The organism is Thermostilla marina (assembly GCF_054657455.1).
Genome location: NZ_BAAHYR010000001.1, coordinates 4,287,312 through 4,308,073, shown reverse-complemented (window position 1 = coordinate 4,308,073; position 20,762 = coordinate 4,287,312). Strand labels below are relative to the sequence as shown.

At 59.6% G+C, this 20,762-nt stretch carries 13 protein-coding genes; 9 read left to right on the top strand and 4 right to left on the bottom strand.

Annotated features, from left to right (window positions below):
* Positions 1-218: 218 nt before the first annotated feature.
* The 5 genes from ACYQ2I_RS15565 to ACYQ2I_RS15545 all read left to right on the top strand — a co-directional run bounded on the left by ACYQ2I_RS15565 (position 219) and on the right by ACYQ2I_RS15545 (position 7,603).
* A complete protein-coding gene (locus ACYQ2I_RS15565; RefSeq protein WP_460167949.1) occupies positions 219-926 on the top strand; it encodes an NfeD family protein in 708 nt (235 codons plus the stop codon).
* Positions 923-1,528, top strand: coding sequence for an SPFH domain-containing protein (locus ACYQ2I_RS15560; RefSeq protein ID WP_460167948.1), 606 nt, complete (start codon positions 923-925; stop codon positions 1,526-1,528). Before ACYQ2I_RS15565 ends, ACYQ2I_RS15560 begins: the two co-directional genes overlap by 4 nt.
* A gap of 13 nt (positions 1,529-1,541) precedes the next feature.
* Positions 1,542-3,152, top strand: coding sequence for a flotillin family protein (locus ACYQ2I_RS15555; protein WP_460167947.1), 1,611 nt, complete (start codon positions 1,542-1,544; stop codon positions 3,150-3,152).
* Positions 3,153-3,407: 255 nt separating this feature from the next.
* Complete coding sequence (locus tag ACYQ2I_RS15550; RefSeq protein ID WP_460167946.1) at positions 3,408-3,851, top strand: hemerythrin domain-containing protein; 444 nt, start codon at positions 3,408-3,410, stop codon at positions 3,849-3,851.
* Positions 3,852-4,096: 245 nt separating this feature from the next.
* On the top strand, positions 4,097-7,603 hold the full coding sequence (locus ACYQ2I_RS15545; RefSeq protein ID WP_460168421.1) for an FAD-dependent oxidoreductase: 3,507 nt from the start codon (positions 4,097-4,099) through the stop codon (positions 7,601-7,603).
* Between the two features lie 97 nt (positions 7,604-7,700).
* Here the strand turns inward: ACYQ2I_RS15545 and ACYQ2I_RS15540 are convergent, their stop codons facing one another.
* Positions 7,701-9,866 carry an alpha-glucuronidase family glycosyl hydrolase gene (locus ACYQ2I_RS15540; protein ID WP_460167945.1) on the bottom strand — a complete coding sequence of 722 codons (2,166 nt, stop codon included), beginning with the start codon at positions 9,864-9,866 and terminating at the stop codon, positions 7,701-7,703.
* 159 nt (positions 9,867-10,025) lie between these two features.
* Positions 10,026-12,767 carry a M16 family metallopeptidase gene (locus ACYQ2I_RS15535; RefSeq protein WP_460167944.1) on the bottom strand — a complete coding sequence of 914 codons (2,742 nt, stop codon included), beginning with the start codon at positions 12,765-12,767 and terminating at the stop codon, positions 10,026-10,028.
* A 215-nt stretch (positions 12,768-12,982) separates the two neighbouring features.
* Between ACYQ2I_RS15535 and ACYQ2I_RS15530 the strand changes: the two genes are divergently transcribed.
* Both ACYQ2I_RS15530 and ACYQ2I_RS15525 read left to right on the top strand, forming a co-directional pair.
* Entirely contained in the window at positions 12,983-14,365 is a 1,383-nt protein-coding gene (locus ACYQ2I_RS15530; protein ID WP_460167943.1) for a GAF domain-containing protein, read from the top strand.
* Positions 14,366-14,430: 65 nt separating this feature from the next.
* The gene (locus tag ACYQ2I_RS15525) at positions 14,431-14,811 is read left to right on the top strand and encodes a PilZ domain-containing protein (protein WP_460167942.1); all 381 of its coding nucleotides are present in this window, start codon (positions 14,431-14,433) and stop codon (positions 14,809-14,811) included.
* Between the two features lie 123 nt (positions 14,812-14,934).
* On the opposite strand, the gene ACYQ2I_RS15520 is transcribed toward ACYQ2I_RS15525, so the two are convergent.
* Positions 14,935-15,687: a hypothetical protein gene (locus ACYQ2I_RS15520; protein WP_460167941.1), complete on the bottom strand. Its 753-nt coding sequence runs from the start codon at positions 15,685-15,687 to the stop codon at positions 14,935-14,937.
* A 646-nt stretch (positions 15,688-16,333) separates the two neighbouring features.
* On the opposite strand from ACYQ2I_RS15520, the gene ACYQ2I_RS15515 reads away from it, so the two are divergent.
* Both ACYQ2I_RS15515 and ACYQ2I_RS15510 read left to right on the top strand, forming a co-directional pair.
* Complete coding sequence (locus ACYQ2I_RS15515) at positions 16,334-17,206, top strand: HDOD domain-containing protein (RefSeq protein WP_460167940.1); 873 nt, start codon at positions 16,334-16,336, stop codon at positions 17,204-17,206.
* A 33-nt stretch (positions 17,207-17,239) separates the two neighbouring features.
* Positions 17,240-19,126, top strand: a complete 1,887-nt coding sequence (locus ACYQ2I_RS15510) for a response regulator (protein ID WP_460167939.1) — start codon at positions 17,240-17,242, stop codon at positions 19,124-19,126.
* A 68-nt stretch (positions 19,127-19,194) separates the two neighbouring features.
* Here ACYQ2I_RS15510 and ACYQ2I_RS15505 read toward each other — a convergent pair whose 3' ends face one another.
* Entirely contained in the window at positions 19,195-20,391 is a 1,197-nt protein-coding gene (locus ACYQ2I_RS15505; protein ID WP_460167938.1) for a S1C family serine protease, read from the bottom strand.
* Positions 20,392-20,762 lie beyond the last annotated feature (371 nt).

The following is a 20,762-nucleotide window of genomic DNA, read 5'->3' as shown; positions in this document are numbered from 1 at the left end:
GTGCGGCGGGGTGCTGCAATACGCGAAATGCTTGAAATCGGGGGGTGACTGTGACACACTGCCGTTACATCCTTCACGATTCGCTTCTCTCATGTGCATCTTTTACCTAAACGCCCAAATCCACTGTCCAAGATCGCCGCGTTGTGGGCGAATAATAAACACGTAGAGGACGCATCTTGGACGCGTCCTCCTGTCCCTTTGCTTGGGAGTTTCGGGCCATGATTTGGGTGTTTGTGATCTGCGCCGTGATCGGCGGAACGCTATTGCTGGCCCAATTGGCCATGCAGTTGATCGGGCTCAGCCACGACTTTGACGGCGATTTCGGCGGCGACGTCGACGCCCCGGATGTGCACTTCGACTTTCACGGCGATGCGGGGGATGTCGATCCGTTGGGGCATCCCGACGCGGGATTCCACGGGACGGCCCATCTCGACGGCAGCAACATCGCCGACGCGCATGCGGTCGACCATCCCGCCACCGGATCGGTCTTCCGTGTTGTTTCGGTTCGAACGGTCGTAGCGGCAATGACCTTTTTTGGATTGGGAGGACTGACCGCACATTCGGCCGGGCAACCGCCGATGATTTCGCTGTTGATCGCCGTCGGCTCAGGAATCGCGGCGATGTTGATCGTGTACAAGCTGATGCAATTCCTGTATTCGCTGCAAGCGGAAGGAACGGTGCGCATTCAGCGTGCGTTGGGAAAGCGTGCTACGGTTTACTTGAAGATTCCCGGTCACCGTTCCGGCAAAGGCAAAGTCCACCTCGTGTTGCAAAAGCGGACGGCCGAATACGCGGCCGTTACCGACGCCGATACCATTCCGGCGGGTAGCGAGGTGGTCGTGCGACAAGTGCTCGATCCCGAGACCGTGTTAGTCGAACCCGACACACCCGCCGGCGATTCCCACCCGCAAGGAACGGCCGAATGACGATCGTATTGCTCGCGGCACTGCGACCTGCGGTGTTTGCCGTCGTTCTGGCGCCGGTTGTTGTGTTGGCCGTCGCCGTCGGCGTGGTGCAGCGACGCCTGAAACGGTGTCCCAGCAATCGCGTGTTGGTCGTTTATGACCGAAAAGTGAAAGACCCGGCCCGCGCCGAACACGGCGTGCGTTTCTACCACGGCGGTTTGGTGTTCGTGTGGCCGTTGATCCAACGATATGCCTGGATCGTGTTGGATACGATCCGCTTGGAGGTGCCGTTGTTTTGCGAAAAGCACGGCAACGATGACCACACGGAAGGATTGTGCTGCACGATGTCCGTCGCCGTCGGTACGAGTGAGCCGTTGTTGCGAGCGGCCGCCGCGAGGTTCATAAACCGATCGATGGGGCAGATCAAGGAACAGGTCGAGCCGATCGTGCGCGAAACGGTACGGGAGTTCACCGCGAAAATGACGCCGGAACAAGTGGATCGCAACCGGACGCAATGTGTCGACGAGTTGCAACCGGTATTGGCAGAACGGTTGTCGCAGGTCGGATTGAGCGTGCTGCACGTCGGAATCGGGGGAACACCAACCTCTTTATCGAGAACGTGAAGGAGCCTTGGCCATGACTGTCGCCTTGCCGTTGGCACAAGTGTTCGACAATCCGGGATTCTGGATCGTCGTGATCGTCGCGATGGCGACGGCGTTCTTGTTCGGCATCTTGATGTTGCTGCTCAAGCAATACAAACGCTGTCCCAGTAACCGGATCTTGGTGATTTACGGAAAGTCGGGCGGCGCGGGCGAAGCCGCGACGTGCGTCCACGGCGGCGCGCGGTTCGTCATTCCGTTGCTGCAAGACTACGCGTGGCTGAGCCTCGAGCCGATGCAAATCGAGATTCCGCTGCGCGGGGCGTTGTCGATCGAAAATATCCGTGTGAACGTGCCCAGCGTGTTCACGGTCGCGATCGGGACCACGCCCGAGTTGATGCAGAACGCGGCGATCCGCTTGCTTGGATTGAGTTCCGGCGAAATCAAGAAACAGGCCGAAGACATTATCTTCGGGCAGTTGCGCCAAGTGATCGCTTCGATGCAGATCGAAGAGATCAACCGCGACCGGGAAGCGTTCCTCACGAACATTCAGAACTCGTTGGAGCCGGAACTCAAGAAGATCGGTCTTGTTCTCATCAATGTGAACATCACCGACATCACCGACGAGTCGGGGTACATCGAGGCGATCGGTCAAAAAGCGGCGTCGGCGGCGATCCAAAAAGCCCGTGGTGACGTGGCCGAAAACGAGAAAAACGGTGAAATCCGTGTGGCCGAAGCCGAGCGGGAGAAGGCCATCCGTGTGGCCGAGGCTCGCAAAGTCCGCGAAATCGGTACCCGCGAAGCCGAGCGGGAACAAGCGATCCGAATCGCCGAGTTGGAAAAGGAACAACGCGTCGGCGAACAACGTGCCGCGTTCGAACGCGAAGCGCAGGTCAAGGAAGCCGAGCAACAAATGCGTATTCGAACGGCCGACGCCGAAGCGAAGGCCATCGAGGGTGAAAACCTGGCCAAGGCCCAAATCGCCCAGTCACAGGCCGCGTTACAGGTGAAGCAAGCCGAAGCGTTCCAGCTTGGTGAAACGCGCAAGCGGGAAGCCGAGGCTGCCGTTCTCGAAGCCCAGCACCGAGCGATGGCCAAAGCGGCGCTCGCCGAGGCCGAACGCATCGAGGCGAAACGCCGTGCCGAACTGGAAGCACCCGCCAAGGCCGAAAAGGCGAAGAAAATCGTCGAGGCCGAAGCCGAAGCCGAAAAGCGACGCATCGAGGCGGAAGGTGAAGCGTCGGCCATCTTCGCAAAGTTGGAAGCCGAGGCCCGCGGTCAATACGAAATCCTTGCCAAGAAGGCCGAAGGTTTGCGGCAGATCATCGAGGCCTGCGGCGGCGCCGAAAAGGCCTTCCAGATGTTGCTGCTGGAACACTTCGACGACCTCGTGCACGCCTCGGCACAGGCGATCTCGAACATCAAGTTCGACAAGATCGTCGTGTGGGAAGGCAACGGAAAAGACGGGACTTCGGCGACCGCCAATTGGTTGCACAACATGGCCCGCACCTTGCCGCCGATGATGCAAGTCATGAAAGACATCGGCGGAATCGAGATTCCCGAGACGCTCGCCAGCGTGGCTTCGGCCGTCGGTATCGACGGTACGAAAGACGAAGCAGGCAAGCCGAAAGATACATCGGCAGAGTGATCGACGGAGTGAACTATCGCTTCGTAAATCTCGGCCAAGCTGCACGTGGAGCCGCTCTTTCGAGGGCGGCTCTTTACTTTTCGGCGTACGAGGCGCCGTGATGCGTATTTCGGTGAGAAATCCTATCGTCTTTTCGCATTCTCTCTTACAATGACGGATGACTGTCGTGATGCGACGGACGATCGCCGGGGATCAAGAATACGTTGCGTTGCGACGGAGAGACCGCGGTCGGTGGGGACGGGAGGATTTTTCACGATGACAAACGAACACGAACCTTCGCTCGAAGCATTCTTGGAGGAACATCGCGATTTGCTCGATGTCATGAGCAAGATCGACAAGGCTCTCGAAGCCCGCACGGCGACCTTGGCCGAAATCGCCCAACTGCTCGGACAACTCGGGGATCGCCTGGTCAAACATTTCGCCTTCGAGGAAGAAGGCGGTTACCTGAGCGAGGCACTGTTGGAGGCGCCACGATTGGTCGCCAAGGCGAACGAGCTTTTGGCGCAGCATCCGCAGATGGTCCAATTCACTCGCGAGATAGTTCGCGAGATCGACGACGTCGAGCATCCGACCGATCAATGGTGGGCCGAAACGCATCGCAAGTTTCGCGAATTCCAAGAATTGCTCATCCGCCACGAACGAGAAGAGAATACGCTCGTGCAAGACGCCTTCAGCACCGATCTCGGCGCGACCGACTGAATCGGGCGGTGTCGGTGATTCGGAGATCGACGGAACGGGAACACACACGCGGCCCCCGACCGGGCCGCTTTTCATTTGCGCCTTGAGAACCGGTCACGCGAAATTACAATGCATGCGGGTTCGGGCTACCGTCGAAGCCCACGGACCATCAAAGGCGCGTTCGCTCCGGCGTGCGCGTTGTTTGCGCCGTTTCGTTACGCCCTATCGGTGCATCGGCCAATCAGGAGGACGCTCTCGTGTTTCGAATGTCAAAACGGTGTAGCTTCCCTCGTTTGTCGAATCGGCTTGTAATTTCGGTCGTGATCGCGTGGGCGGTGGCGACTTCGGCTAGGGCCGATGAGCCGTTCACGGCCGTCGAACAGTCGGCGAGGGCCATTCCGATCGCCAGGCAAGTCGACGTGGTCGTCGTCGGCGGAACAACCGGGGCGGTTGAAGCGGCCGTCGCGGCGGCGGAAAAGGGCGCCAGCGTGTTCTTGATTGCGCCCAGGCATTACCTTGGTGAAGACATGACCGCCACGTTGCGGTTGTGGCTCGAGGAAGACGAGGAACCGCAAACAGAGCTTGCTGCGAAGATCTACGCCGATCCGCTACGAGGACAAGCGGGGCCCGATCCGAATCGGCTGGCGTACACGTATACCACCGATGTCGTGTCTGCCAAAATGCATGCCGACACCGATCCGCCGTCGGTATTGAACGACGGGCGATGGGGCTATGCACCGACCGAAAGCGTCCAGTACGACGGCGACGTGACGATCGTCGCCGACCTGGGCCGGCCGCAACCGATCGCCAAGATTCGTCTTATCCCCTATTGGCGAGACAGCAGCGACATCCCGCAGGCATTCAAGATCGACGGATTCGAATGGTCCGTCGGCAACGACGGGAAGCAATGGAGCGACCCGGTTTGGGTACCAGTGAACCAGGCCGATCAGCAACCGGTCAACGAACAGGCGTTTTCGATCACCGTCGATGCGAATGCGGAGGCCCGATATGTCCGAATCAAGGTGAAAAAATCGGAAGACGCGGGTCGCATCTTGCTGGGCGAACTGGAGATCGTCGGCCCGGCAAAGGCACCGACAAAGCCGCAGCGTCCCGTGCCGCCGCGGCCGATGCACGTCAAGAAAACATTGGACGACGCCTTACTCGACGCGGGCGTGCCGTTTCTGTATGCCTGTTATCCGACCGACATCGTTCGCGACGCGAAAGGGCGTGTCTGCGGCGTGGTGATGGTGAATCGGGCGGGCAGACAGGCGATCTTGGCGAAAACCGTCATCGACGCGACCGAGCGTGCCGTGGTGGCCCGATTGGCGGGGGCACGCTTCACGCCCTATCCGGCCGGTGAGCATGTGTTCAAACGGGTCGTGATCGGCGGCAAAGTACGCGAGGCGGAAAACGTCACCGCGCGACTTGTCGAGCCGGCGTTTCCGCGACAATCGGTGAATAGTTCCCTGACCGAGTCGGGCTCCTATCCGATCATCGAGTACACACTTCGTATTCCGGTCAAGGACGCAAGTTGGGCCGCACGCGCGGAGGCCGAACAGATCGCGCGCGACTTGACCGATGATCCCGAACAGCAATTCAGCTCGGATCTGCTGTTCGAGGTACCCCCCGATTACATGCTGGCGGAAGAGCAAGCCGAAGGACCGTGGACCTCGGCCGAGGCCGTGCCTTTGGGGGCATTCAAGCCGCAAGGGATTGCGGGCGTGTATGTGTTGGGCGGATGTGCCGGGGTTGCACGCGAAGCCGCCGCGAAATTGTTGCGCCCGGTCAACTTGACGGCCGTGGGACGGCGCATCGGCGCTGCTGCGGCCGACGAGGCCGCCAAACGCGGTGATATCGAGCGTCCTGCCGTGGCTGCCCGCAAGTTGGACGATGTGAAGCAGTTAGGCGAGATCGGCGAATTCCTGCAAGGTTTGCGTCCGGTCGGCGAGTTTCCGACGATTCCGCAAGAGACATCGGCGTTGCCCGTCTTGGGACGCTACGACGTGATCGTCGTCGGCGGCGGCACCGGCGGCGCTCCGGCGGGGATCGCAGCCGGGCGGCAAGGCGCCAAGACGCTCGTCGTCGAGTATCTCTCGACGCTCGGAGGCGTAGGAACCGCCGGAGCCATTTCGAGTTACTATTGGGGCAATCGGGTCGGCTTTACCGCAAGCGTGTTGGCCGACAAGAAAGTGAATACCCGTTGGAATATCGAAGAAAAGCACCAGTGGTGGCGTCGTGAACTTCGCAAGGCGGGGGCCGACGTCTGGATCGCTTCGATGGGATGCGGGGCGTTGGTCGACGACGGACGCGTACGCGGCGTGGTTGTTGCTACGCCGTTCGGACGAGGTGTCGTGTTGGCCGACGTCGTCGTCGATTCCACCGGAAACGTCGATATCGCCGCTGCCGCCGGCGCCGAGACGATGTACACCGGTGCCGACGAGCTCGCCGTGCAGGGGACGGGCCTTCCGCCGCGGAATCTCGGTGCCTCGTACACGAATACCGATTTCACGATCGTCGACGAAACCGACGCGATGGACATCTGGCGCGTGTTCGTGTACGCCAAAGAGAAATACGCGAACGCCTTCGACCAAGGACAGCTCATCGACACCCGCGAACGAAGGCGGATCGTGGGGGAGTTCACGATGCGGTTCATCGACCAGGTGCTCGGACGCGCCTATCCCGACACGATCGCCGTGTCATACAGCAACTTTGATACGCACGGGTACACGGTCGATCCGGTGTTGGAACTGGAGCACCCGGAGAAGGTCGGTTTCCGCGTGAACGAGCCGTATCGCATGTTGTTGCCGAAAGGATTGGAAGGGATCCTCGTGACCGGCTTGGGGGTGAGTGCGCATCGCGACGCGTTGCCGCTGATCCGCATGCAGGCCGACATTCAAAACCAGGGGTATGCCGCGGGGTGTGCCGCGGCGATGGCGGCTGCGGAAGACATCCCGCTGCGCGAGATCGACATTCGCAAGCTTCAAAAGCACCTGATCGAAATCGGTAATTTGCCCGAAGAGGTATTGACCGAAGAGGACAACTTTCCGCCCGACGACGCGCAATTGGCGAAGGCGGTGGAGAGCGTTCGAGACCATTATCACGGTGCGGCGGTTATTTTTGCTCGGCCCGATGATGCCCTGCCGCTGCTCCGCGAGGCGTATCGGCAGGAACAAGACCCTGAAGCCAAGCTGATTTATGCCCACATTCTCGCCGTCCTGGGCGATCCGACCGGCGTCGACACACTGGCGGCGAAGGTCGATGAATATACCGACTGGGACCAAGGTTGGAATTACCGCGGAATGGGACAATTCGGCTCGGCGTTGAGTCCTCTCGATCGCTATATCATCGCGTTGGGCCGGTCGGGCGACCCGCGGGCACTGCCGGTTATCTTGCGTAAGCTCAAGAAGCTTTCGCCCGAGTCTGAGTTTTCCCATCATCGAGCGGTTGCCTTGGCGTTGGAGATGCTCGGCGACCAGAGGGCGGCACAACCGTTGGCCGAACTGCTCAGCATGCCCGGCATGACCGGATATGTACAACGGACGATCGACGACGCCAAGCGAATCGACGCGGCCAGTCCCGGCGGAACGAACGCGGTGGCGCCGCGGCGCGACGCCTTGCGTGAACTGGGACTGGCGAGAGCCCTGTTCCGCTGCGGCGACTACAACGGCCTGGGGAAGCGGATTCTGCAAGCCTATACGGAAGATTTGCGGGGACACTTTGCCCGGCATGCGAAGGCCGTGCTCGAATCGGCGGCGCCGCGATCCCAAGAGTGACCTCCGTCGCCTGTGGAGCGGATCGGTAAACGCATGAAAAAAGCGAAGGCGATGTCGATTCGACGTCGCCTTCGCCGAGTGAACCCCGAAGGTGCGGTTACTTGCCCGCCTCTCGGGCGATATCGATGTCGTGGTAGACTTCCTTGGTCAAAGCCTGCCAGTCGATGATACCGACCCGATTCAGTTCGATGGGGTTGACGTATCGTGATGAGGCGGCTTCGACGTAGCGGTCCCACCACGCGGCGGCGTCGCTCAGCTCGGCAACAGCCTTGTTGCGATCTTCTGCTTTGCCGGTTTTGCGGGCGAGTGCCACATAGGTCGATCCGGCGATCTTGTGGGCGTAGTATTTGCCCAGGAAGGCGATCGTGCGAATGTCGTCGAGCGTCGCTTTCAGTTCCGGATCCTTGCCGCGGGGCAACTCTTCCAGGATCGCCAACGCTTTATCAGCGTGATCGTGAAGTTGTTCGACGATTTCCGGCGGCGTCGTTCCGTCGAGTTCCTTGCCTTCGACCGTCGCTTCGACGTATTCGGGAATGCCGACGTTGTCGGTGCCCGGATGCGGCGGCAGATTGATGAAGCGATTCACGTCATGGAAGCCCGACTTCGTCTGCGCATAACTCGGGCGACTCACACAACCTTCGATGTACCACTGGAAATCGAGTGAACCCCAGTGAAAGCCGGTCGTGACCGGGTAGATCATCGAAGCCTCGTGCCACGCCTGGAACAGCTTGGCTGCATCGGTTTCGGGGAAGCGAGCCGCCAGTATCGCGATCAGCCGCTCGTTACCGAGTTCGGGATCGTAACCCAACCGACCGAAGAGCATCCAGTGATACCAGTGTTTTTGCATGTCGAGCATGCCGCGGCGGGAGGAATCTCGATCGAGGAAGTCACGTCCCCAGATCCAGCCGTCGGAGCCGTAGTAGTAACCGCGCGACACGTCGTACGGAATGTGAGCGATGAACCGACGGACGAAGTCGGCCGATCCCCAACGGAAATAGTAGTTGCTGTCGTTTCGCAACGTCCAAATGGTTTTCAGGTCGCCCAGTTCTTTCACGAAATCTTCGCAATAGGGCTGATGGACGGCGCTGAAGCAGTGCGCCTTGGCGTATTTGAAGCTGAAAATGAAGTCGATGTCGGGATGGTCGATCAAGGGGCGGAATCGATCGGCGATCTGCTGAGCGCCGGTTTGATGCTGCCGATGGATGAAGGTGATCTTGCGTCCGGGCAATTCCTCGGCGGCGTCGAGCACGCCTTGTCCGTAGGCGGCGAACACCCAGTCTTCTTTTTCGGCAGCACTCATGCCGCCCATGTTTTCACCCGACGTGATACCGATTCCCGCGAGGTCGGGGTAGGTCAAAAACAGTTGTTTGACGCTTTTGCGGAAGTAGTCGATCGTCGTCTTGTTGTCGGGCTTGTCGGTCAGACCGTGCTTGCCCTCGGTGCCCAGTACGAAGATGTTCCAGGTTACGATGTAGACATCAACATTACGCTCCTTGGCGTAGCGCATCACTTTGCGCCAAAAGTCGATCTTTTCGTCCATTGACATCTTGATCGTGCCGTCGACCGTTTGGATGTCGTCCAACGCGATGTCTTCGTAACCCGGCACGCGGACCATCGACGGGAACGGATGGAGATTCCACAGCGACAGGTAGTTGTACCGGTAGCGGGCCATGTCGTCGAGGTAGGCTTTCCAGAAGTCGAAGTCCCACATGACGGCCACGTTTTTCCGCTGGGAATCGCCGGTATGTGCATGGTAGGTGGGCGTTCGTTCGTCGAGCGGGCAATTGTACTTGATGCCCCGCAGCGCCATGTACGGGTTCTGGTCGGTATCGACGACGCCTTCCAGTCCGTAGCAACGCACCTGTTCCGCGAGTTCCAAGCCGCCGTACATCGTGCCGGCTTCGTCGGCTCCGAGTATCCAGTAGATCGTTGCCTGGTCGGTTTTGGTCTTGCGGATGCCGAAGCCTTCGGGTTTCAGATTTGCGGGAACGACGCCGCATCGTTCGGCTTGCGCTTTGACCGCTTTGTCGGTGCACGAGCCCAAGACGATGAGATCGCCTTGCAGCCGTGCGAAGGCTTCAGCCGACAGCGGTTTGCAGCTTGCGCCGATTTGCTTTTCGGCCAACGCTGCCTGCAATTCTTGAACGGCGAAGGAAACCTGCGGCGCGTTCGGTTCGGCCAGGATCACGACCTCGGCTCGCGCGGACGAAGCGGCAAACGCCGCGGCGAGCACGAAGATTCCGACAAGGTGAAGATGTCTCATCTCTGTCCTCCCACACAGTTACAAGAGACGCAAATGGAAAACGATGAGCGCACAGCCCCATTGGCGATCCGCGAAGTACAGCCGGATCGGCTTCCGACGAGAACGCAGCCAGTATGCGCGGCGTGCGCAGCGGTGTAAATACACCGCCGCGGTTCACGACTAGCGATGGTTTGGGCCTTTGTACGCGGCCGGTGGATTGGGGGCCACGACGGCCAGGACCGATTGCGTGAGATACTCCCGGGCGACGCGAAGAACGTCCTCCCGCGTGACGGATGCAATTTGCTTCGGGAAAAGAACGTCGTGGTCGTATCCCAAGCCGTACAACTCGTCGAGGGCGGCCTTCAATGCCTGATCTGCCGCGGTCGTGTTTTCCTGCGCATGCAGGTTGATGATCATTTCCTTCGCCCGGGCGAGTTCTTCGTCGGAGAAATCGCCGGACTTTGCCTTGTCGATATTCTTGCGGATGCGCGCGATGACCTCGTCGACCGTCTCCGGTGCCGTTTGGGCATTGACTGCGAAGAAACCCGGTGCCGGGCCGCTGATGAGGAATGCGTGAACGGCGTACACCAATCCCGCGCCTCGCAACTCGTTGTGCAACCATCCGCCGGGGTACTGGTAGCCCGACGACATCGCATCGAGGACCGTCAAAGCCGCGTAATCGGCTTTGTCGCGCACACTCACTCCGCGATAACCGAGCAAAACGATGCCGGTGGGTTGCGAGGTTGCCTTGTAGACCACACGGTCCTGCGGAATCAGGTTCGGGCGATCGAAGTTAATGGCGGGCGCTTCTTTGTGGGCCGCCAAGGGGGCGAAAAGACGCTTGACCAGCGTCACGGCTTCGTCGGGATCGACATCGCCGTAGACCGCCACGACCGTGTTTTGCGGAACCATGCATCGCTCGTACCATCGCCGGATGTCATCGACGGTAACGGGGGTGAGGCTCTCTTTCGTGCCGCCGTTGATCACGTGGTACGGCGATTCGGCGGGAAGGGCTTGCTGGAAGGTCTCCATTGCCGAAGCCATCGGATTGTCGGCGCGTCGTGCGACGGCGGCAAGCATGAGTTGTTTGACCTTGGAAAACTCTTCTTCAGGAAAGGCCGGCCGAGTCAGGCATTCGGCAAACCGTTCGGCGGCTTGGGGAAAGTCTTCCCGCAACACGGTCAGACCGCCCAGGATCGTGCTGCGCCCGGCCGAAAAAGAAACCTTCGCTCCGATCGAATCAAAATATTCGGCGATTTCGACCGCCGTATGACGATCGGTGCCCTTGTTGAACATTGCGGCCATCATCGCCGAGCGTCCTGCCGTCTCGTCGTTTTCGAGCAACGCGCTACCCAGGGTGACTACCTGGAGATGGACGAGTGGTAAGTGGCTTTGACGTTTGACGAGCACGCGGAGGCCGTTATCGAGCACGATCTTGCGGACGGGCGATTCGATCGAGCCTGCCGCCTCGGCTGCCTGTTGCGGCAGCTGTCCCGGTGGGGCTATGACGACCGTATTCAATCGCTGAGGAACGAAGTACCGTTGCGCGGCGGTACGGATTTGTTCGGCGGTCACTTGTTCGATTTCTTTCACATATTGAACATCGAACAACGGATCCCCGGTCGACAGGTAGCTGCGGCCCAAGCTCTCCGCGGCGTCTTGAACGGTTTGACGGCCGAAGACCAGTTCGGCGGCCTTTTGCTTTTTCGCCTTTGCGAGCTCGTCCGGCGATACCGGTTCCGTCCGCAACCGTTCGACTTCCTGGAGAATGATTTTGCGGACCTCGGGATAATTCTCCGGCAAGCAGGATCCCATCACGCCGAACCAGCCGTGAACGAAGTGCGGCGTGTAGCTGACGGCCTCGACCGAAAGCGCCAGCGGCCGTTCGAGTTTCAATCGCCGTGATAGTCGAGAACTGGTGCCTTCACCCAACACGTACGCGGCCACGTCGAGCGGGTAAAGATCGGAATGGCTCAACTTGACGGTCGGCCACGCAATGACGAAATCGATGGTTTGTCCCTCCATTTCGCGGTACGATTCCCGCGGCGACAGTTGAGGCGGTTCGTCGGGCAGCGGAATGTACGTTTCGAACCCTCGCCGCGTGCCCCGATAGCTCTCGGCGACCTGTTCGAGAACGTGATCGGTCGAGACCTTACCGACGACCACGAACACCTGGTTGTTGGGAATGTAGCGGCTTCGATAGAAGTCGATAATGGCCTGATTGCTCGTGCGGTTGAGTACGTCGAGATAGCCGATCGTCGGGTGTTGCGCCGGATGCACGTGGTAGAGCGTCGCGTTCACCATCTTCCAAAGGACGCGTTGCCGATTGACTTCCCCGTCGGCCAGTTCGCGTCGGACGACGCGCAATTCGCGTTCGAATTCGTTCGGCTCGAAAGTGATATGCTGCATCGAATCGGCGACCAGTTCGATGGCTGTATCGACCTTGTCGGCGGGACAATCGATGTAATAGGCCGTATGTGCGGTCGTCGTGTAGGCATTTGTCGCCCCGCCCATGCCGTCGACGATGGCTTCGATCTCTTTTTCGGTTCGTTTGGTCGTCGTCCCGCCCGACACGACGTGTTCGAGCACGTGACTCAGTCCGGCGCCGAGATACTTTCCTTCGTTGATCGCCCCGGTGTTTTTTACGAAACAACGGACGGTGGCTACCGGAGCCGCGTGGTTTTCTTGCACGATGACGGTCAGGCCGTTCGACAACTTCGCCAGGGTGACGGCTTCGGGCAGATGTTGAATTTCGACGATCTGCGGGACGTCGTTTCCCTCGGCACGCGGTTGCGATTCTTGTTGTGCCGAAGCGGTGCCGGCAGAAAGGACCGCAGCACACAGCAATACGGCTACCGCCGACCGGCGTGTGACGAACTTCGTCGCTTGTCGTTTCAGATACGGAAGTCGAGTCGTGCTCATTCGGTACACCCTTGCGTGATCTGTTTGTGAAGCCCTTCGATCGTCGCCGAAGATAGTAGATGTCGGATTGCGCCGATCGTAATAAGTGTAGCGGAACTGCCGACAATTTGCGCCGCTTGCGGCGCATGGAAAAGCTATAGTTGACGTGGGCATTGTACACAATAGGGGCATTGCGGACGAAGAGTCGGCATCCTCGTGCAGTGGTCGGGGGATACATGGCAGCCACGGGTGAACAGGCACTAGCCTCGGCATATCAGGATTTTCCCGCTATCTTGGCCGGGTTGGAACGGCGACGGGCGGAAGACGCATCGCCCGAGGTCATTCAGCGCGCGGCGGTTGCTACGTTTGGACGTCGAGCTGCCGTGGCGCCGTCGTCGGAAGTGCTCTTACAGGACGCGTTTTGCCTGTTGGGCGAAGTGCTCGAAGCGTCGCACGTCGCTTATACCGAAAAGCTGGCCGATTCGGGACGTTGGCGAACGCGGATCATCGTGCCCGGCAAGCCGCAGGAAGAACAAGTACGCGAACACGATTTGGAGACCGATTCAGCCGTCCGCTATGCGATCGAATTGGCCGAGCCCGTCTTGTTCGAGGATTTGAAGACGGAGACGCGTTTTGGTGATGCGTTTTTGCGCGGACTGAAGATTGCGACGGGCGTCGTGGCCCCGTTGTTGACGCGTACCGGCGTCGAAGGCATCCTCGCCGCATATCGCGGAAAAGGCGAACCCTTTACTCGCGGCGATCTCGAATTCGCCGAGAGCTTGGCGCATCTGTTGGCGGCGACTTCCGCTCGCGAAAAGGCCGAATCGGAGCTGGCCGACAAGGAAACTCTGGCTCGCGTGGTCGTCGATTCGTTGCAGGCGCCCGTCATTTCAGTCGACTTCACCGGACGCATTCGCAGCGTCAACCTGGCTTGCGTCGAACTCAGCGGCAAGGGCGAGCGGGAACTCTGCGACCACTTGTTCTGGGAGGTGTTCGCCGCACCCGAGGAGCAACCGCAGGTGCGCCAGGCATTCGAAGAAAGCCGCGGCAAACGCGGGATGCAGTTGTTCCATTCGCATCCGGTCGGCGGCGGAATGAAACGTACGTTGGCTTGGCGGATGATCAACAACTTCGACGGCGACGGCGCCGTTCGCAGCATCACGATGCTGGCCCAAGATTTGACCGAGCTTCTTGCCCTGCAAGAAGAGATCGATCGCTACCGTCAATTGATCGACCAACAAGGCTCGGGCGACGACAAACCGGGAAATCCGGCCGAGTCGGTGGGCGTGCAAGTCGAGGCCCGATCGCCGGTGGGATACGAACGGCGCTCCAGTCCGCGGTTGGCGTTTCCTTACACGCAGCGGATCGCACCGGTTTTCGGCGGTGTGATTCCATCCCGCCGACGTTTTTTCGAGGTGCGGTGTCGCGACATTTCGGCAGGTGGGATCTCGTTCTTGTTGGAGTCGCCGCCTGAATTCGAGTCGTTGGTGGTTGCTTTGGGACATCCGCCCGCCGAATCGTTCTTTACGGCTCGCGTGGTTCGCGTTCAGGAGTGTCGTGAAGGCGACAAGACGTGGATCCTCGTCGGCTGTCGATTCACAGGACGGGTGTACCTGTGAACTTGTGATTGTACGGTGTGGAAACGATCGACCGAAAAACGAAAGACGAGCGACAAGGTGGCACGATGAGTGAATCGGTCCATCCATCGCAAACGAGTGCCGGTCAAACGACGGCCGAAGAGCGGCGTCGGCGACCGCGAAGCAATTTCCCCTATCGACAGCGAATTGCGCCGGTGGTTTCCGGGCGGTTACCGTCGCCCTCGCAATTCTTTGAGGTCCATTGCAAAGACGTGTCGACCGGCGGCTTCGCCTTCGTCCTGGAATACCGGCCCGAGTTTACCGAGCTCGTCGTGGCGCTGGGACTGCCCGGGGAAGAGACGTACATCTCCGCCGAGGTGGCGTACGTTCGACCTCTCGAGGAAGATCCCGAAAAGTTCCTGATCGGTTGTCGGTTCGTGCAGCGGGAACAAGAGAAATACGCCCGGACGCCCGCCGAAATCGACTGATGGAAGCCGTCGGTTTTGGGACTCGCGGTTGACACGAAGAGGGAAAGAAAACGACCGGCCGAGCATCTCGACCGGTCGTGACTGCTTCTACTTCGTCCGGCAACGGCCGGAGGGAGGCGATGCCTACTCCTCCTTGTGGAAGACGGCGTGGCAGTCGTCGCAGGCCTTCGTCATTTCTTCGACGGCGGCATTGACGGCGTCTTCATTGCCTTCGTGGGCGGCCTTGTTGATCTTGGCCGCAGCATCCCGCATCGCCGCACAGAAGGCGAACCATTGATCAGCGGCGTTCGGATCATCCGTTTCGTCGTAGTTGGCCATGCTGGCTTGGGCCAAAACGGCCAATGCCGCGGCGTCGACGCCGATATCTTCCGCCTCGCGTTCGAAGCGACGCAGACCGCGCTTCAACGAAGAGTTGATCAACGGGACTTGTTCCATCAATTCTTTGAGCGAAGCGACCTTCTGCCATTTGAGGCTTGACGGATCGCCCTTCGATGTGAGCGCGGCGCTCAGCTCTTCGCCGCCGGCCTTCGCGGCGGCGTATTCGGTAGCGGCGGCAATCTTGTTGGCCGCGGCGATGATCGCAGGGGCGGCGGCCTTGTACTTGTTGTCTTGGTCGTGCAAACCCAACGCAAGCGCCAAGGCGGCGATCGTGTCGGCGTCCTTCTTCACCTTGGATTGCGAGTCGGCATACTCTTCCGGGTCGGCCACATCATCCAAAACCCGTTCGACGTAGTAGTCCAACTTGGCGATGATGTCTTCGGCCGGAGCAAACTCCGAAACCGGCGGGGCTTTCGGCAAATCAACCGCCGAGGCCGTTTGCTGCGCCGCCAAGGTCAACGCCAGAACTGCCAATGTCGGAAGGAAAAGTTTCGTCATGCGTCCCTCTCCTGCTAAGACGTGTTGCGGGAACCTTCGTGGACAATAATTCCGTGGTTGTATCGGCTATCGATGTGTCTTGCGTGATGAACCTCCGAACGACCGGGTCGGCCATCCGGAGTGTGAAGGCGGGCTGATTTTCGGCAGCCGAACAAAGACACGTTCGTTGTAGGCTGAAACGGCTCATCACCCCCGTCCGACGGCTGGGTTATTGTCCTTCTTTTGGGGGTGGCTCGCTTGCTCCTCGTTGGTGTTACGCAAACAGGCTTGTTCGGGATCGCGCCGGGCGGGACAAAAGTTGGCGGCCATCTAGTCTTTCGATGCGCCTGAACCGACCGGGCGCACCGAAGCCCGGTCCCAGAAAGCCACCTAGCCTATCAAGTTTGACCTGTCCTAGATTGCGTGTCAAGTTTGCGGAGTGTGCTGATAAGGAGGGGTGCGCAGAACAGGATAACGGCAAGGCTTGGCCTGTGGCGTGGGAACCTATGCTCGCGCTCCCGTCTGAGGGCCGGACGCTCGCTTGCGGTATATCCCGGAAGAATAAGGGAGGAACGCCATTGCTCGACCAAGGTTCGTAACCTAGGTTTGGCTAGACGATTATATAGGATTTTGCCGTCTGTGATCCGATCGTGTGAGGAACAGCCCAATGGCCGCACTCTCGCAAACCGTGCGAGAACCGACGCCTGCCGAGGCGGCTGCCAAAAGAATCCATGAAATCTCGACTTTGCCGCAGGTAGCGCTTCGGATCATGCAGGTCGCCTCCGATCCCACGACGGGAGCGGCGGACCTGAAAGAGGTCATGGAAACCGACGCCGCGCTCAGCGCACGCGTGTTGCGTTGCGTCAATTCGGCCGCGCACGGTCTACGGACGAAGATTACCAATCTACAACAGGCGATCGCCTATCTCGGTTTGAAACAGGTGCGGAACCTGGCCGTGACGGCGGGGGTGTCCGACTTGTTTCGCCGGGGTGATGCGATCGGTGCCTATCGACGGAGTGAATTGTGGCGGCACCTAGTGACCGTCGGACTCGCCGCACGCATGATTGCGATGCGTTTGCGATTCCCCGACTTTGAAGACGTCTTCCTGGCCGGCTTGTTGCACGACCTGGGAATCATTTTGATCGACCAGCACGACAACGCGCGGTTCGTGCGGGTGATCGACGAAGCCGTCGACGGAACCACTCTGTGCGAAGTCGAAAAGCACGTGCTGGGGTACGCGCACACCGAACTGGCCGAAGCCGTCGGGAAGATGTGGTCGTTTCCCGAGGCGGTCGTGGTGGCCGGACGATACCACCATAGTCCCGGCGATTACCGAGGCGAACACCTCAATTTGCTGCGTGCCGTCGTCGTGGCAAACCTGATTTGTACGCTCAAAGGGATTTCTTCGATCGGAAGAAATCTGTTACGTGTATCTCCCGTGTGCATTCTCGGTTTGGGATTGCAAAAGGAAGATCTGCGTGTGTTGGCGGAAGATTTGGATCAGGAAATTGCGGCCAACGTGGGGCTCTACCAAATCTGACCCGAATCGCGTTCGTGTGGAAAAGACGATCGAATGGAAATCGCTTTTCAAAACCTGGATGAACTGCTCGCTTCGCTGGATGAGACCGAAAAGGCCAGTCCCGGCGAAACCCTTTTGAATCGCAAGTTCTGCGCCCGCGAAGATCTCGGATGGATGATCTTCGACGGCAACGGAAAGCTGCTTGCGACCGCCGATGAGTTGGCCGCCATGCGTCGCGAACGGCTCAACGCGTTGGGACGCGAAACCGTGGAGAACCTGCGGGAATCGCCCGCGTGCGCGTTTCGGGTTCCCACGGCGTCTCAGTCCGTCGTCGTGTTGGCCGTACGACTGGCCGAAGAAGATGTGATCGCCGTGCGGCTCCAGCGTGCGTCGGACGACGAAGAGTTGCCTTCGGATCCGATCGAAATCTTTCGCCGCGTCTGCGCCGGCGCCTTGCAGTCGGCGACTCAACTGCGCGAGGAGTGTCGGCGACTGCAAACCCGCATGCAGCATCGGCAAGCCGAACTGGAAATGATGGAAAGCCTCCAGCAAGAGGCTTTCGCCGGTTCGCTGGCCGAACGTGAAGAGCGGATGCGACAACAAGAATTGAAAGCCGAATGGGAACGCTTGTGTCACGAGGCCGAAAGTGCAGCCAGGGCAAAGAACGAGTTTCTGTCGAATGTCAGCCATGAATTGCGCACACCGCTGACTGCCGTTCTGGGCTACACCGAAATGCTTCTCGGCGAGTCGGGCGATATCGCCGACTACCGGTCGCAACTCGAAACGATCCGCCGTAACGGCGAGACGCTGCTGCGCTTGATCGACGATATTCTGTGCCTCTCGAAATTGGAAAGCGGCAAACTCGAAATCAGGACGACTTCCGTCGCACCGTGGGAACTCATCGAAGAAGTCGCGGCGATGATGCGTCCGCGGGCGGAAGAACGCGGTTTGGAGTTGCGGGTCGAGTACGCCTTTCCGTTGCCGGAACGCATCCAGACGGATCCATTCCGCTTACGGCAAATCCTGGTCAACCTCGTCGGCAACGCGATCAAGTTCACCGAAGAAGGGTATATCGAAATTCGAGCTCGCTGCGTGCGCACAGCGGGGGGGAATTCGGCGTTTCAGATCGATGTCGCCGATACCGGCGTGGGAATCGAACCACGCGTGTTGCAACAGCTATTTGCACCGTTTGCACAGCATGGGAACACCCGGCAGCCGTCACCGCAAGGGATCGGGTTAGGCTTGACCGTCGCCCAGCGAATGGCGCGTGTCTTGGGCGGACGCCTCGAGGCATGCAGTTACCCGGGCAAGGGGAGTGTATTCACCGTTTCGGTCGATCCGGGATCGCTCGAAGGTGTCGCGACGGTAGCCGCGATTCCGGGCCTCGGCGTGTCGGCATCGGCATCGGCGGCGGCAGAAAAGCCGGTTCGGCCGCACCGCATTTTGCTTGCCGAGGACGGCCCCGACAATCAGCGGCTTATTCGGCATTTGTTGACAAAGGCCGGTTACGAAGTCGATCTGGCCGAAAACGGCCGGGAGGCCTGGCGGATGGCCGTCGACTCGGCGGCTAAAGGTTGCCCTTACGATCTGATCTTGATGGACATGCACATGCCCGAGATGAACGGGTACGAGGCGACACGGCGTCTGCGCGAAAACGGCTGGGGTGGTCCCATCGTTGCGCTGACCGCCCACGCATTGCCCGACGATCGGGAAAAATGTCTGCAAGTCGGTTGCGACGGTTATCTGTCGAAGCCGATCAAACGGGAGCAACTCTTGGAATACGTTCGCGAGAAACTCGCCGACGACGATTCGACGCCCGATTCACCTGCGGACGATTGTCCTCTTGCAGAAAGCGAACCGGGGGCCTCGGCAGGCTCAACGCCCCCGTTGGGTGCCCCCGATCCTCTGACCGGCGCACCTGAAACGCCGCTGTTACCGTAAAAAGGCCGCCGTTTCACCGGCGGCTCACAGGTGCACGATTCGTCTCACTGTGCACGAATTGCCTGCGATTACGGTTCGGCGTCGAGAATGACGGGCACGTCCACTTCGTGTCCTTCTCGCAACACGCGGAACACGACCTGCTGCCCCGGCGATTTCTCGTCGAGGACGCTGAAGTAGTCCTCGACCGATTTGACGGGGTTGCCGTCGATCGCGATGATCAGATCGGCCGCCGATCGGTCGATGTGTGTCGATTCGTAGATGAACGGCCCTTGGCGACGCGTTTCACGCACGATCTTCGGACCGCGCAGTCCCGCACGTTCAGCCGCTCCGCCCGGTCGCAAGGCCGCAATGAGCAGCCCCGCTTCCGTCTCGTAAACGCGCAGAATCCCGGCATCGGCACGTACGACACGACCCGAGACGATCAATTGCGGGACGACGCGGGCAATCGTGTTGATCGGGGTGGCGAATCCGACGCCTGCGTTTTCGCCGGTCGTGCTTGCAATCGCTGTGTTCATGCCGATCATGCGTCCTTGGCTGTCGAGCAAGGGGCCTCCCGAGTTGCCGGGGTTGATGGCTGCATCGACCTGGATGACCTGTTTCAGCACGCGGCTGCGCCGAGGGGCCGGCAAGGTGCGGTTGAGGCTGGAAATAACGCCGGTGGTGAACGTCCTTTCGAGGCCGAAGGGATTGCCGATCGCAAACACTCGCTGCCCCACACGAAGTTTCGTCGAGTCACCGAAGACCAACGGAAAGAGTTTGTCGGCAGGGGCGTCGATCTTCAAAACGGCGATGTCGGTCGCCGGATCCTGGCCCACCATTTTGCCCTCGTACACCATTCCGTCGAAAAGAATCACGTTGATTTCGCGGGCGTCGGCCACCACGTGATAGTTCGTGACGATGTGCCCCTGTTTGTCGATGACGACCCCGCTGCCTTGACCTTCGGAGATCGTACCGGTCATGAGGAAATAGTCGGGCTCGATGCTCCTGGTGCGAATGTTGACCACCGCCCGGTTACAGCGGTCGTACACCGAGATAGCGATCAGTTCTTCCTGAGAATACTGAACGGGGGTGGTGTCTTGCGGGATGCTCACGACCGTTGCGTTGTCTGCCAAAACGGCAGTCGGTCCTGCGGCCTTCGGCGCGGGTGACCATGGGAGTTCTTGGGCCGACGAGGGGTGAAAGAGCAGCGTTCCCGACGTAAGTCCTACGGCCAAGAGGGCTCCGAGCAATCCACCGACCACACCGATAAGCAGGTAGCGTTTCATGGTCCCCCTCCTTTGTGCTGCGAGTTGCGCGTACATCCAATAGGATTGCAAGTCGCATGCCAGAGAAAGCTCTTGGTGGGGCGGCTGCGGAAAAGCACTTCCCATATACCCAAGATGGCGGGAGTTTCTGGAACCCCTGCATTCAATAGACGTTCTTCCACTTGGGCAAACCTCTTAGTTTCGCGGAAAAGTTGATGACATTTTTACAATCCGAGGTGGTCATCTCCGCGTAACCGTTTTCGACTACGTTACAGCCAGAACGGCCGCAAAAGTTTTCATACTTTCTGTGTTCCGTATATCGCCACCCTTGTCCAGTTGCCCCAAGATTTCTGTATTCATCGATCGATATCCCTTACGGCGGTCGCAGTTCG

Coding starts and splice junctions, on each gene's coding strand:
- ACYQ2I_RS15510 (WP_460167939.1), top strand. CDS start 17,240: ATGGAAATCGCTTTTCAAAACCTGGATGAACTGCTCGCTTCGCTGGAT.
- ACYQ2I_RS15525 (WP_460167942.1), top strand. CDS start 14,431: ATGAGTGAATCGGTCCATCCATCGCAAACGAGTGCCGGTCAAACGACG.
- ACYQ2I_RS15520 (WP_460167941.1), bottom strand. CDS start 15,687: ATGACGAAACTTTTCCTTCCGACATTGGCAGTTCTGGCGTTGACCTTG.
- ACYQ2I_RS15560 (WP_460167948.1), top strand. CDS start 923: ATGACGATCGTATTGCTCGCGGCACTGCGACCTGCGGTGTTTGCCGTC.
- ACYQ2I_RS15505 (WP_460167938.1), bottom strand. CDS start 20,391: ATGAAACGCTACCTGCTTATCGGTGTGGTCGGTGGATTGCTCGGAGCC.
- ACYQ2I_RS15515 (WP_460167940.1), top strand. CDS start 16,334: ATGGCCGCACTCTCGCAAACCGTGCGAGAACCGACGCCTGCCGAGGCG.
- ACYQ2I_RS15555 (WP_460167947.1), top strand. CDS start 1,542: ATGACTGTCGCCTTGCCGTTGGCACAAGTGTTCGACAATCCGGGATTC.
- ACYQ2I_RS15550 (WP_460167946.1), top strand. CDS start 3,408: ATGACAAACGAACACGAACCTTCGCTCGAAGCATTCTTGGAGGAACAT.
- ACYQ2I_RS15565 (WP_460167949.1), top strand. CDS start 219: ATGATTTGGGTGTTTGTGATCTGCGCCGTGATCGGCGGAACGCTATTG.
- ACYQ2I_RS15530 (WP_460167943.1), top strand. CDS start 12,983: ATGGCAGCCACGGGTGAACAGGCACTAGCCTCGGCATATCAGGATTTT.
- ACYQ2I_RS15535 (WP_460167944.1), bottom strand. CDS start 12,767: ATGAGCACGACTCGACTTCCGTATCTGAAACGACAAGCGACGAAGTTC.
- ACYQ2I_RS15540 (WP_460167945.1), bottom strand. CDS start 9,866: ATGAGACATCTTCACCTTGTCGGAATCTTCGTGCTCGCCGCGGCGTTT.
- ACYQ2I_RS15545 (WP_460168421.1), top strand. CDS start 4,097: ATGTCAAAACGGTGTAGCTTCCCTCGTTTGTCGAATCGGCTTGTAATT.